The sequence below is a fragment of the Tabrizicola sp. TH137 genome (assembly GCF_002855575.1).
Taxonomy (GTDB): Bacteria; Pseudomonadota; Alphaproteobacteria; order Rhodobacterales; family Rhodobacteraceae; genus Paragemmobacter.
The window spans coordinates 1-12,278 of sequence record NZ_PKRQ01000006.1 but is presented as its reverse complement, the minus strand read 5'-3'; the positions used below and the strand labels follow the sequence as shown (position 1 = coordinate 12,278).

Sequence of the window (12,278 nt, the reverse complement as noted above, 5' to 3'; positions counted from 1 at the left end):
CGCATGACGGTTACGAAAGAGGAAATCCTGCGGGCGCTTTCCGGGGTCGGCCTGCCCGGCGGGGGGGATCTTGTGTCCCGCGATCTGATTCGTGCGCTAACGGTTGAGGGCGGTCTGGTGCGCTTTGTCATCGAGGCGGAGAGCCCCGAGGCGGCCCGCGCCCTGGGCCCGGTGCCGGCGGCGGCGGAGGCGGCGGTGAAGCGGCTGGCCGGGGTGGAAACGGTGCAGGTGGTGATGACGGCGCATGGTCCGGCGGCGAAGCCTGCCGCGCCGCCGACCTTGAAGATCGGGCAGCATCCGACGCCGCAGCAGGGCGGGCCGCAGAAGGTTTCGGGGGTGGACCGGATCATCGCGGTGGCGAGCGGGAAGGGCGGCGTGGGGAAATCCACCGTGTCGTCGAACCTTGCCGTGGCGCTGGCGCGGCAGGGGCGGAAGGTGGGGTTGCTGGATGCCGATATCTATGGGCCTAGCCAGCCGCGGATGATGGGGGTTTCGAAGCGGCCGGCCAGCCCGGATGGCAAGATCATCGAGCCTTTGCAGGCACATGGCGTGACCATGATGTCGATCGGGCTGATGCTGAAGGAGGATGAGGCGGTCATCTGGCGGGGGCCGATGATCATGGGGGCCTTGCAGCAATTGCTGGGGCAGGTGGCCTGGGGGAAGCTGGACATCCTGATCATCGACCTGCCGCCGGGGACGGGCGATATCCAGTTGTCGCTGGCGCAGCGGACGCAGTTGACGGGCGCGCTGGTGGTTTCGACGCCGCAGGATGTGGCGCTGCTGGATGCGCGCAAAGCGCTGGACATGTTCAGCAAATTGAAGGTGCCGGTGCTGGGGCTGATCGAGAACATGTCCACCTTCTGCTGCCCCAATTGCGGGCATGAGACGCAGATCTTCGGCCATGGCGGGGTGAAGGCGGAGGCGGCCAAGCTGGGCCTGCCCTTCCTGGGGGAATTGCCGCTGGCGCTTTCGGTGCGGATGGCGGGGGATGCGGGAACGCCCATCGCGGCGACGGATGCGCCGGAGGCGGAGGCCTATGCGCGGTTGGCGCGGGGGTTGATCGCGGGCGGGATGGCGTAAGGATTTTCCAGCCGGAACGGGGGTTTGGGCGAAAACGGCTGTGCCGTGTTCCGTGCCGCATTCTGTGCCGCAAAGTGTACATACAAATCCCGGCAGAGATCGGGGCGGACTTATGGTTAACGGTGCGCCCGTGCAGAGGGTCTGGACGGAGGGCGCGGCGCTTCCCATCTCGGGGAGGGCGGCGCTCTGCCGCCCGGCACCGGAAAGGCCCGCGCATGAGCTTTGAACTTCCCCCCGTCCCGGATGTGGCAGCCCTGATTGCGCCGCAGGAGATCGAGAAGAAGAAGGGCGGCGGCGGCAGGGCCTCGACGGCGGCCATCGCCATCGGCACGGTGCTGATCCTGTCGGACGGATCGGAATGCGTGGTCGCGGGCTTTGACGCGGCGGGCCAGCCGATCTGCCATCCCTTGCAGAACTGACGGCACGGCGGGCGGCGCCCGGCCCCGGACTGGGCCTGCCCATGCGCCTGCCCAGGCGCCGGCCAGAGTGGCGGCGCGGCGGGATGAGGCCCGCGCCGCAGGACCTGCGCCCTTGGCGCGGGATCGGGTGGGACGGTTCGGGACCGTGCCTTGCGCCGAATCAATGAAGCGGGAAAACGTGGGATAGAGTGGTTCCCGGGGCGGAATCCGGCCCTTCCGGGCGTGATCCGACCCGTCCGGATGGAGTTTTTGGCCCTGTCCGGCTGCGGCCCGAAAAAAACTTGGGATCGCGTGGGAGACCGCGGCCATCACAAGCCATCACTAGATATTGTGATCATTTGAGGAATAGAGGCCAATCTGTTGGCTCTGGCCTGTGGATAACTCTACAAGATGCTGTGCGGTCCTGGGGGCTGAAACAAGATATGCCCGCTTCGTCCCAAAAATTCCCGTTGCGTGGGGGGAAATCCCGTGGCATCTAATGTTCACGACGATGAGGACGGGAAAACGAAAGCAGGGGCGGCACAAGACCCCGAACAGGCGAAAGCAGGCTTCATACAGGCCCCGCCTTCATCGAAACCAGAGATCCGGCGCGCGAGCGAGCAGACATCTCCCCCAGGTGGCGCGCGTAGCTGGACGCCCAGCGATGGGACAGGCGGCGGATCGAGCAGTGGCAGCAGCTCGGTCCGCCGTTTCCGTTTAAGGGCCCGGATTTCCGGGCAGGGGCCTGACGGAGCAGGGCAAACAAGCTGCGCGAGGAGGCCGGAAGGCCCATGTCGGAGGCGTTCAGAGGCGAGTTCACCCAGAAGGTGGACGGTAAGGCGCGGGTGTTGATCCCGGCGGCCTTTCGCCGTGTTCTGGAGGCCGGAGACCCTGACAGCCCCCGCAAGCGCATCGTGATCGTCTATGGTGACGAGCGCCGGAAATTCGCGGAATGCTATACGATCGCGGGCGCGCAGCGCCTTGAGGCGATGATCCGCAGGAAACCCATCGGGTCGCGCGAGCGGCGCATCCTTGAGCGCAACATGATCACCCTGTCGGCGACGGTGGAGATCGACGATGACGGGCGGATCGTGCTGCCGCCGAAGGTGCGCGAGAAGATCGGGATGACGGCATCGGAGGGCGGCGAGGCGGTGCTGGCCGGGTCGCTGGACACGTTCCAGCTCTGGAAGGCCGATATCTACGAGGACGATATCCTGGGCGCGGCCGAGGCCGATCTGGCGGCGCTGCCGGAGGACATGGACATCCTGTCGCTGTTGGGCGACCTGCCGGAGGTGTGAGCCTTGGCCGCCCGCGATCAGGAGATCGGTCGCATCCCCCATATCCCGGTGCTCCTGGGCCCGTTGCTGGCGGCGGTTGCCCCGGTGGAGGGCAACTGGCTGGACGGCACTTTCGGTGCGGGCGGCTATGCGCGGGGGCTTCTGGAGGCGGGGGCGGCGCGGGTGACGGGGGTGGACCGCGACCCGCTGGCCTTGCAGATGGCGGCGGACTGGGCGGGGGCCTATGGCGACCGGCTTCGGCTGGTGGCGGGGAACTTCGCAGAGCTTGACGCCCATGCGGACGGGCCGCTGGACGGGGTCGTGCTGGATCTGGGCGTGTCGTCGATGCAGCTTGATCGGGCGGAGCGGGGTTTTTCCTTCCAGAAGGACGGGCCTCTGGACATGCGGATGAGCCAGGAGGGGGAGAGTGCCGCCGATCTGGTGAATTCGGCGGGTGAGGGGCTGCTGGCGGATATCCTTTATCATTACGGCGAGGAGCGGGCCTCGGGGCGGATCGCGCGGGCCATCGTGGAGGCGCGGGCGGTGGAGCAGATCACCACGACGCTGCGGCTGGCCGAGATCGTGGCGAAATGCCTGCCGCGCCCGAAGCCGGGACAGAGCCATCCGGCGACGCGGAGTTTCCAGGCGATCCGGATTGCGGTGAACACGGAGTTCGACAGTCTGGCCGAAGGGTTGCAGGCGGCGGAGCGGGCGCTGAAGCCCGGCGGGCGGCTGGCGGTGGTGACGTTTCACAGCCTTGAGGACCGGATCGTGAAGCGGTTCTTCCAGATCGCCAGCGGGGCGGAGGCGAATGCCAACCGCTATGCGCCCGCGCGGGCCGACAGTGCGGCGCGGTTCGAGATGATCACCCGAAAGGCGGTGGGGCCGGATGCGGCGGAACTGGCCGCCAATCCGCGCGCCCGCAGTGCCAAGCTGCGCGTGGCGCGGCGGACGGCGGTGCCTGCGGCCCGGATCGCGCCTGCCGCGCTGGGCCTGCCCGAGTTTCAACCGAAGAAAGGACGCCGCTGATGCGCCCGGTGTTTTTCGTCTTTTCCTTCCTGGCCGTGATGGGGCTGGCCTTCTGGGCCTATCGCGAGAATTACGCCACCCAGGCGGCGCTGCGCGAGATGACGAAATTGCAGAACGAGATCGCGTCCTTGCGCGAGGCGCTGACGCTGCAACGGGCGGAATGGGCCTATCTGAACCGGCCGGAGCGGCTGCGCGAGCTGGCGACGCTGAATTTCGACCGGCTGGGTCTCTTGCCGCTGGAACCGGTGCAGTTCGGGGCGGCGGCGCAGGTGACCTATCCGGCGCCGACCATCCTGCCCGGGATGGAGGGTTTTCCCGATATCGACGCGCCGGTTTCGGTGACCGGACAGACCGATCCCCTGACCGGGGCGGAGATCGCCCCTTCCCCTGTTGACGGACAATTCCCATGATCCGCACACCCCTGCGCCCGCTGGCCCGCATCCTTTCGGCCCGTCAGAAGGGCGAGAATCCCGATACGATCGAGCGCGAGAACCTGCGCCTGCGGCATGAGGAGATTCGCGACAAGTCCCGCGCGCGGGCGGAGGTGCGGCTTCTGTTCCTGAGCCTGGGGTTCCTTGCGGCCTTTGCCACCATCGGGGCGCGGATGGGGCTCTTGGCCGCGACCGAGCCGATGGAGCCGCGCACGGCGGCGGCGGGGGCCGAGATCGTGGCGACGCGGGCCGATATCACGGATCGCAACGGGCGGATTCTGGCGACCAACATGCAGACCTATGCGCTTTATGCGCAGCCGCGGGACATGGTCGATCCGGGCCGGGTGGCGCGGGAATTGGCGAAGATCTTCCCCGAGATCGACCCTGTGGCGCTGGAACGGCGGCTGACCGACGGGCGGTCCTTCCTGTGGATCCGGCGGGTGATGAGCCCCGAGCAGATGCAGCGGGTGCATGAGATCGGCGATCCAGGGCTTTTGTTCGGGCCGCGCGAGATGCGGCTTTATCCCAATGGGCAGTTGGCGGCGCATGTGCTGGGCGGGGCGAGTTTCGGGGCCGAGGGCGTGTCTTCGGCGGAGGTGATCGGGACGGCGGGGATCGAGAAGGCGCTGGATGCGCGGCTGCGCGATCCGGCGCAGTCGGGCACGCCCTTGGCGCTGTCCATCGACCTGACCTTGCAGGCGACGATTGAAGAGGTGCTGGCCACCGGCAAGACGATGCTGAACGCCAAGGGGGCGGCGGCGATCCTGATGGATGTGCGGACGGGGGAGATCCTGTCGCTGGCCTCGCTGCCGGCCTTCGATCCGAATGACCGGCCCAATCCGCTTGTGAAAGGCGATCCCGGGGATAGCCCGCTGTTCAACCGTGCGGTGCAGGGGGTGTATGAGCTGGGGTCCACCTTCAAGATTTTTACCGTGGCCAATGCGCTTGAGCAGGGGCTGGTGGAGATGGATACGATGGTGGATGCCAATGCGCCCAAGCGTTGGGGCCGGTTCACCATCAAGGAATTCCAGAACAAGAACTATGGTCCGCTGCTGTCGGTCGAGGATGTGATCGTGAAGTCGTCCAATGTCGGCACGGCGAACCTTGCGCTGATGATCGGGGCGGAGCGGCAGGCGGCGTTCTTCCAGTCGCTGGGGTTCTTTGAGCCGACGACCATCGAACTGGTGGAGGCGCCGGGGGCGCGGCCCATCGTGCCGAAACGCTGGCCCGACATCACCACGATCACCACGAGCTATGGGCATGGCATTTCGGCCAGCCCGATGCATCTGGCGGTGGCCTATGCGGCGATTGCCAATGGCGGGGTGATGGTGAAGCCGACGCTGTTGCAGGGCGGCGTGCCGCAGAACGGGCCGCGCGTCATGTCGGAGCAGACGGCGGCGGCGTCCATCCGCATGTTGCGGCGCGTGGTGGGCGAGGGGACGGCGACGCTGGGCGATGTGCCGGGCTATCAGGTGGCGGGCAAGACCGGGACGGCGGAAAAGCCCAATGCGCAGGGCGGCTATGACACCGACAAGGTGGTGAACACCTTCGCCAGCCTGTTTCCGGCGGACAATCCGAAATATGTGCTTGTCGTGACGCTGGACGAGCCGGTGGAAACCTCGGGCAGCGAGCCGCGCCGGACGGCGGGCTGGACGGCGGTGCCGGTGGCGGGCGAGATCATCCGGCGCACGGCCCCGCTGATGGGGTTGCGACCGGTGGTTGAACCCCCGCCGGTGGATGAGCTAACAGCCGTCTCGAACTGAGGCGGGGGTCTGGGGCAGATGGCCGGGGCGAAGAAACTGTCGGAACTCGGCCTGACGGCGCGGGGGGGCGCGGACCCGGTGCTTTCGGGCGTGACGGTGGACAGCCGGGCGGTGAAGCCCGGCTTTCTGTTTGCCGCCCTGCCCGGCGCGCGGCTGCATGGGGCGGAGTTCATCGGGCCGGCGCTGCGGATGGGTGCGGCGGCGGTTCTGACGGATGCGGCGGGCGCGCGGATCGCGGGCGAGGCGCTGGCCGGATCGGGGGCGGCGCTGGTGGTGGCGGAGGATGCGCGGGCGGCCCTGTCGGGGGCAGCGGCCCTGTGGTTCGGGGCGCAGCCGGGGGTGATGGTTGCCGTCACCGGGACCAATGGCAAGACATCCGTCGCCACCTTCACCCGGCAGATCTGGGCCGCGCTGGGGCATGAGGCGATCAATATCGGCACGACGGGGGTGGAGGGGGCCTGGTCGGCGCCGTCGTCCCACACCACGCCGGATGCGATAACCCTGCATGCGATGCTGGCGCAGGCGGTGGCGGCGGGGGTGACCCATGCGGCGATGGAAGCCTCGTCCCATGGTCTTGACCAGCGGCGGATGGACGGGGTGCGGCTGGCGGCGGCGGGCTTCACCAATTTCACGCAGGATCATCTGGATTATCACGGCACGATGGAGGCCTATTTCGCCGCCAAGGCAGAGCTGTTCGGGCGGGTGCTCCCCGATGACGGCGTGGCGGTGGTGAACCTGAACGATCCGAACGGCGCGCGGATGGCCGAGGTGGCGCGGGCGCGGGGGCAGCGGGTGCTGACCGTGGGGCATGGGGCCGGTTGCGATCTGCGGATCACGGGGCAGAGGGCCGAGGCGACGGGGCAGGAGGTGCGTTTCGTCTGGCAGGGGGTGCAGGCGCATCAGGTGAAGCTGGCGCTGATCGGCGGGTTTCAGGCGGAGAATGTGGCGCTGGCGGCGGGGCTGGTGATCGCGGCGGGCGAGGAGCCTGCGGCGGTCTTTGGCGTGCTGCCGAAGCTGACGGGGGTGCGGGGCCGGATGCAACTGGCCGCGACGCGGGCGAATGGGGCGGCGGTCTTTGTCGATTACGCCCATACGCCGGATGCGATTGCGACGGCATTGAAGGCGCTGCGCCCGCATGTGATGGGGCGGATCGTCATCGTCTTTGGGGCGGGCGGGGACCGGGACCGGTTGAAGCGCCCGCTGATGGGGGCGGCGGCGCGGGAGTTTGCCGATGTTCTGTTCGTGACAGACGACAACCCGCGCAGCGAGGAGCCCGAGGTCATCCGTGCCGAGATTTTGCAAGCCTGCCCCGAGGCGAATGAGGTGGGCGACCGGGCGGAGGCCATCTTGCGCGGGGTGGATGCGCTGGGCCCGGGCGATGCGCTGCTGATCGCGGGAAAGGGGCATGAGACGGGGCAGATCATCAAGGGCGATGTCTATCCTTTCGACGATGTGGAACAGGCGAGCATCGCGGTTGCGGCGCTGGACGGGGTGATCTGATGGTGCTGTGGCGGTCCGAGGATGCGGCGCGGGCGACGGGGGGGCGGGTCACGCGGGCCTGGTCTGCGACGGGGGTGTCGATCGACACGCGGACCCTGCGGGCGGGCGAATTGTTCGTGGCGCTGAAGGATCTGCGCGACGGGCATGATTTCGTGGCGGCGGCGCTGGAGAAGGGGGCGGCGGCGGCGCTGGTGTCGCGCATCCCCGAGGGGGTGGCGGCGGATGCGCCGCTTCTGGTGGTGCCGGATGTGCTGCGCGCGCTGGAGGATCTGGGCCGGGCGGCGCGGGCGCGGACGCGGGCAAAGGTGGTGGGGATCACCGGATCGGTCGGCAAGACATCGACGAAGGAGATGCTGCGCGCGGTGCTGGGCGGGCAGGGGCGCGTCCATGCGGCGGAGGCGAGTTACAACAACCATTGGGGCGTGCCCCTGACGCTGGCGCGGATGCCGGAGGAGACGGAATTCGCGGTGATCGAGATCGGGATGAACCATCCCGGCGAGATCGCGCCGCTGGCACGGATGGCCGATCTGGATGTGGCGATGGTGACGACGGTGGCGCCGGCGCATCTGGAGGCCTTCGAGAGCGTGGAAGGTATCGCGCGGGAGAAGGCGTCGATCCTTGACGGTTTGCGGCCGGGGGGCGTGGCGGTGCTGAACGCCGATATCGAGACCGCGCCGATCCTGCGGGCAAAGGCCGAGGCGGTGGGTGCGCGGGTGGTGGGCTTTGGTGCGTCGGAAGCCGCGGATTGGCGCATCCAGTCGGTCAGCCTGTCGGACGGGGCGACGGTGGTGCGGGCGGTGCGGGGCGGCGAGCCGCTGCTGTTCAAGGTGCTGTCGCCGGGGCGGCATTTCGCGGCCAATGCCCTTGGCGCGCTGGCGGTGGCCGAGGCTCTGGGCTGCGATGCGGCGATTGCGGCCTGCGACATCGGGCGCTGGTCGCCGCCGGCTGGGCGCGGGACGCGCGAGCGGATCGTGATGGATACGCTGGAGGAGACGGGGTTTGACCTGATCGACGATGCCTTCAATGCCAATCCGGCCAGCCTTGCGGCGGCGCTGGATGTGCTGATCGCGGCGGAGCCGGAGAACGGCATCGGGCGGCTGGCGACGGGGCGGCGGATCGCGGTGCTGGGCGACATGCTGGAACTGGGGCCGCGCGAGGCCGAGTTGCATGCCGCCATCGCGCGGCATCCGGGGCTGGAGCGGGTGGCGGTGATCCATTGCGTCGGGCCGCGGATGAAGGCGCTGTGGCAGGTGCTGCCACGGGCGCAGCGCGGCGAGTGGGTGGAGACGGCGGCAGAGCTTGCGCCGCGGGCGCGGTCGATCATCGACGCCGGGGATATCGTGCTGGTGAAGGGATCGAAGGGGTCCAAGGTCAGTCAGGTCGTTGACGGCCTGCGCAAACTGGGGCAGGCGGTGGCGCCCAAGAACAAGGGGACGGACTGATGTTCTACTGGCTGAGCGCCTTTTCGGACGGGGGCGACGTGTTCAACCTGTTCCGCTATCAGACGGTGCGGGCGGGGGGGGCCTTCCTCACCGCGCTGATCTTCGGTTTCGTCTTCGGGCGGCCGCTGATTGATTTCCTGCGCCGCAAGCAGAAGAAGGGCCAGCCGATCCGCGATGACGGGCCGCAGAGCCATTTCGCCAAGGCGGGGACGCCGACGATGGGGGGGCTGTTGATCCTGTCGGCGCTGATGGTGTCCACGCTGCTTTGGGCGCGGTGGGACAATCCTTATGTCTGGATCGTGCTTCTGGTGACGCTGGCCTTCGGGTTGATCGGCTTTGCCGATGATTATGCGAAGGTCACGAAGCAGAACACCAAGGGCGTGCCGGGGAAGGTGCGCTTTGGCGCGGGGCTGGTGATCGCGGCGCTGGCCTCTTATGCGGCGTCGAGCTTTCATCCCGGCGACCTGACCCATCAGCTTGCCTTTCCCTTCTTCAAGGACCTTCTGCTGAACCTGTGGTGGTTCTTCATCCCCTTCGGCATGGTGGTGATCGTGGGGGCGGCCAATGCGGTGAACCTGACGGATGGTCTGGATGGCCTTGCCATCATGCCGGTGATGATCGCGGCCGGCACATTCGGGGTGATCGCCTATGTGGTGGGGAATGCGAATTACACCGAATATCTGGGCGTGCATTTCGTGCCCGGCACAGGGGAGTTGCTGATCTTCTGCGCGGCGCTGTTCGGGGGGGGCATGGGCTTCCTGTGGTACAACGCGCCGCCGGCGGCGGTGTTCATGGGCGATACCGGGTCGCTGGCGCTGGGGGGCGCGCTGGGGGCGATTGCCGTCTGCACCAAGCATGAGATCGTGCTGGCCATCGTGGGCGGGCTGTTCGTCGTCGAGGCGATGAGCGTGATCATCCAGGTCGCCTATTTCAAGCGGACCGGGAAACGCGTCTTCCTGATGGCGCCGATCCACCATCATTTCGAGAAGAAGGGCTGGGCCGAGCCGCAGATCGTGATCCGGTTCTGGATCATCTCGCTGATCCTGGCGCTGATCGGGCTGGCGACGCTGAAGGTGCGGTGAGGATCGCGGGATGGGCGGTATCGCCCATCCTACGGGGTGCCGCGCCCCCGGAAGGGCGCGGGCAGGCCGAAGGCCTTGGTCGCCGTGCCGCTGCGGAGGGCTTCCGTCCACCGCTCTTCCAGCGCGAGTTTGGCGCGGGCGGGGGCGAGGCCCGTCTGCCATGTCTCGGGCGGCAGGCAGACGAGGCCGTCATCATCGCCGAGGATGAGGTCGCCCGGATGAATGGTGATGCCGCCGAAGGCGACGGGACCGTTCACGCCGCCTGCCTCGGCCCCGGTCGGACCGCAGGGAGTGACGTGGCGGGCGAAGGCGGCGAAATCGTCCCAGCGGCCGAGGGTTCCCGTGTCGCGGATCGCGCCATCGACGATGACGCCCGCCGCGCCCTTGTCGCGCAGATGGCCGGACAGGATATCGCCGATCATGGCATGGTCGCGGTGGCCGCGGGCGGCAATGACCAGAACCTCGCCCCGTTGCACGAGATCGAGCGCGTGCAGCACCGCGCCGAAATCCGGGGCGTGACAGTCCACGGTGACGGCGCGGCCCGTGAGGCGGGGCTGCTGTCCTGCCGGGCGCAGGGGGCGGATGGCCGGGTCGATCTGGTGCGCGCCGGGGACGCAATCCACCGCCACGGCGACGGGGATCGCGCCCCAGTCGGAAAGATCGGGGGCCGGGGGAAGGCTGCTGCGGTGCAGGGTGACGTGGTGCTGGGGGTCGGCCATCACAGATGATCCTTCAGGCAGGCGCCGAGGGCGGCGATGCCCTGGCGGATGCGGTCTTCGGATTGGGCGGAGAAGTTGATCCGGGCGTGATTGGGGCGGGGATGCGTGGCAAAGAAGGTCCCGCCCGGGACATAGGCCACGCGCGCCTCGGGAAGTGCATGGTCGCGCAGGAAGGCGGTGGCGTCGAAGCCTTCGGGAAAGCGCGCCCAGGTGAAGAGCCCGCCATCGGGATCGGTCACCGTCACCTCTTGCGGGAAATGCTGGCGGATGGCGTCGAGCATCACCTCTTTCTTCCGGCGATAGGCGGCGCGCAGGGTGGCGATATGGGCCTGGAGGTCGTGGCGGTCGAGGAAGAGCGAGGTGGCGGCCATGTTGAGGGTGGAGGTCTGGGTATCGGCCGCGACCTTGAGGAGCGAGAGCCGTTCGAGGAGCGGGGGCGCGGCCACGGCCCAGCCGAGGCGGAGCGCGGGGACGAGGATCTTGGAGAAACTGCCCAGATGGATGACGCGGCCTTCGGTATCGAGGGATTTCAGCGTGGGCAGGCTGTCGCCTGCGAAGCGTATGTGGCGGTAGGGGGTATCCTCCAGCAGGATCAGGTCGTGGCGGTTGGCGAGGTCGATCAGCCGGTGGCGGCGGGGGAGGGAGAGGGTGGCCCCGGTCGGGTTCTGGAAATCGGGCACGGTGTAGAGAAGGCGGGCATCGGGGGTTTCCGCGAGCGTCCTTTCCAGAGCGTCGAGATCCATGCCCTCCGCGTCCATCGGGATGGCGGCGTAGCGGGGCTGGGCCGGGGCGAAGGCGATCAGCGCGCCGAGGAAGGTGGGGTCTTCGACGAGGATCGTCTCGCCGGGGTTCACCAGCATCTTCGCCGCGAAGTCGAGCCCCTGCTGGGAGCCTTGCAGGATGAGCACCTCGTCAGGGGTGGTGGGGGTGCCATCAGCCGTCATCAGGGCGGCGATCTGGGCGCGGAGGCGTGGCAGGCCGTCGGAGGGGGCATATTGCAGCGGATCGCCGGAGGGATCGGCAATGGCGTCGCGGAAGACGCCTTGCAGGAGGTCGCGCGGGAAGAGCGCGGCATCGGGATAGCCGCCGCCGAAGGAGAGGATCGACGGGTCGGCCCCGAGGGCGAGGAGATCGCGGATGGCGGAGGGGCGGACCATGTCCATCCGGCGCGCGAAGGGGGGGAGCGTGTTCGGCATGGGCGAAGGAGATACCGGAACGGGGCGGGGCGCAAGTCTTGGGCCGGGTGGGTGAGCCGGAGCGGGGGGCTGTCCCCGGCTTTCGGGATCGCGGGGGGGTGTCTGTCTGGCGGGGCGCGGGGTGGAGGCGGCGGAGGGGGGGGGGGGCCCCCCCCCCCCCCCCCCGGCGGGGGGAGGAAGGAGGGGGGGGGGGGGGGGGGGGGGGGGGGGGGTGGGGGGGGGGGGGGGGGTGGGGGGGGGGGGGGGGGGGGGGGGGGGGGGGGGCGGCCCCGGGGGCGGGGGCGGGGGGGGCCGGGCCGGGCCTGTTCGGCCCGCCGCTGCCCTGGCTGCGCTGTCTGGCCTTCGGGCTTGCCCCTTTGAC

The 12,278-nt window shown here is 68.8% G+C and carries 11 protein-coding genes; 9 read left to right on the top strand and 2 right to left on the bottom strand.

The window, feature by feature from the left end:
- The first annotated feature begins 3 nt into the window (after positions 1–3).
- The 9 genes from C0V75_RS16850 to mraY all read left to right on the top strand — a co-directional run bounded on the left by C0V75_RS16850 (position 4) and on the right by mraY (position 10,002).
- Positions 4–1,080, top strand: coding sequence for an Mrp/NBP35 family ATP-binding protein (locus C0V75_RS16850; RefSeq protein ID WP_101922147.1), 1,077 nt, complete (start codon positions 4–6; stop codon positions 1,078–1,080).
- 215 nt (positions 1,081–1,295) lie between these two features.
- Positions 1,296–1,499, top strand: coding sequence for a hypothetical protein (locus tag C0V75_RS16845; RefSeq protein ID WP_101922146.1), 204 nt, complete (start codon positions 1,296–1,298; stop codon positions 1,497–1,499).
- A 770-nt stretch (positions 1,500–2,269) separates the two neighbouring features.
- Positions 2,270–2,776, top strand: coding sequence for a division/cell wall cluster transcriptional repressor MraZ (locus C0V75_RS16840; RefSeq protein WP_101922145.1), 507 nt, complete (start codon positions 2,270–2,272; stop codon positions 2,774–2,776).
- Positions 2,777–2,779: 3 nt separating this feature from the next.
- Positions 2,780–3,784: a 16S rRNA (cytosine(1402)-N(4))-methyltransferase RsmH gene (gene rsmH, locus C0V75_RS16835; protein WP_101922144.1), complete on the top strand. Its 1,005-nt coding sequence runs from the start codon at positions 2,780–2,782 to the stop codon at positions 3,782–3,784.
- Positions 3,784–4,194: a cell division protein FtsL gene (locus C0V75_RS16830; RefSeq protein WP_254216511.1), complete on the top strand. Its 411-nt coding sequence runs from the start codon at positions 3,784–3,786 to the stop codon at positions 4,192–4,194. The genes rsmH and C0V75_RS16830 overlap by 1 nt, the downstream gene beginning before the upstream one ends.
- Positions 4,191–5,978 (top strand): penicillin-binding protein 2, encoded by a 1,788-nt coding sequence (locus C0V75_RS16825; protein ID WP_101922143.1) that lies wholly within the window; start codon positions 4,191–4,193, stop codon positions 5,976–5,978. Before C0V75_RS16830 ends, C0V75_RS16825 begins: the two co-directional genes overlap by 4 nt.
- 18 nt (positions 5,979–5,996) lie before the next feature.
- Positions 5,997–7,478: a UDP-N-acetylmuramoyl-L-alanyl-D-glutamate--2,6-diaminopimelate ligase gene (locus C0V75_RS16820; RefSeq protein WP_101922142.1), complete on the top strand. Its 1,482-nt coding sequence runs from the start codon at positions 5,997–5,999 to the stop codon at positions 7,476–7,478.
- Positions 7,478–8,920, top strand: coding sequence for a UDP-N-acetylmuramoyl-tripeptide--D-alanyl-D-alanine ligase (murF, locus tag C0V75_RS16815; RefSeq protein WP_371410698.1), 1,443 nt, complete (start codon positions 7,478–7,480; stop codon positions 8,918–8,920). The genes C0V75_RS16820 and murF overlap by 1 nt, the downstream gene beginning before the upstream one ends.
- The gene (gene mraY / locus C0V75_RS16810) at positions 8,920–10,002 is read left to right on the top strand and encodes a phospho-N-acetylmuramoyl-pentapeptide-transferase (protein ID WP_101922140.1); all 1,083 of its coding nucleotides are present in this window, start codon (positions 8,920–8,922) and stop codon (positions 10,000–10,002) included. Before murF ends, mraY begins: the two co-directional genes overlap by 1 nt.
- A gap of 29 nt (positions 10,003–10,031) precedes the next feature.
- Here the strand turns inward: mraY and C0V75_RS16805 are convergent, their stop codons facing one another.
- Together C0V75_RS16805 and C0V75_RS16800 are read right to left on the bottom strand one after the other, a co-directional pair.
- Entirely contained in the window at positions 10,032–10,721 is a 690-nt protein-coding gene (locus C0V75_RS16805; RefSeq protein WP_101922139.1) for an RraA family protein, read from the bottom strand.
- On the bottom strand, positions 10,721–11,917 hold the full coding sequence (locus tag C0V75_RS16800; RefSeq protein ID WP_254216525.1) for a PLP-dependent aminotransferase family protein: 1,197 nt from the start codon (positions 11,915–11,917) through the stop codon (positions 10,721–10,723). Before C0V75_RS16800 ends, C0V75_RS16805 begins: the two co-directional genes overlap by 1 nt.
- Between the last annotated feature and the right edge of the window lie 361 nt (positions 11,918–12,278).

Excerpts from the sequence above, each read along its gene's own strand:
- C0V75_RS16805 (WP_101922139.1), bottom strand. The coding sequence starts at position 10,721 with ATGGCCGACCCCCAGCACCACGTCACCCTGCACCGCAGCAGCCTTCCC.
- mraY (WP_101922140.1), top strand. The coding sequence starts at position 8,920 with ATGTTCTACTGGCTGAGCGCCTTTTCGGACGGGGGCGACGTGTTCAAC.
- C0V75_RS16800 (WP_254216525.1), bottom strand. The coding sequence starts at position 11,917 with ATGCCGAACACGCTCCCCCCCTTCGCGCGCCGGATGGACATGGTCCGC.
- C0V75_RS16825 (WP_101922143.1), top strand. The coding sequence starts at position 4,191 with ATGATCCGCACACCCCTGCGCCCGCTGGCCCGCATCCTTTCGGCCCGT.
- C0V75_RS16830 (WP_254216511.1), top strand. The coding sequence starts at position 3,784 with ATGCGCCCGGTGTTTTTCGTCTTTTCCTTCCTGGCCGTGATGGGGCTG.
- murF (WP_371410698.1), top strand. The coding sequence starts at position 7,478 with ATGGTGCTGTGGCGGTCCGAGGATGCGGCGCGGGCGACGGGGGGGCGG.
- C0V75_RS16850 (WP_101922147.1), top strand. The coding sequence starts at position 4 with ATGACGGTTACGAAAGAGGAAATCCTGCGGGCGCTTTCCGGGGTCGGC.
- C0V75_RS16820 (WP_101922142.1), top strand. The coding sequence starts at position 5,997 with ATGGCCGGGGCGAAGAAACTGTCGGAACTCGGCCTGACGGCGCGGGGG.
- C0V75_RS16840 (WP_101922145.1), top strand. The coding sequence starts at position 2,270 with ATGTCGGAGGCGTTCAGAGGCGAGTTCACCCAGAAGGTGGACGGTAAG.
- C0V75_RS16845 (WP_101922146.1), top strand. The coding sequence starts at position 1,296 with ATGAGCTTTGAACTTCCCCCCGTCCCGGATGTGGCAGCCCTGATTGCG.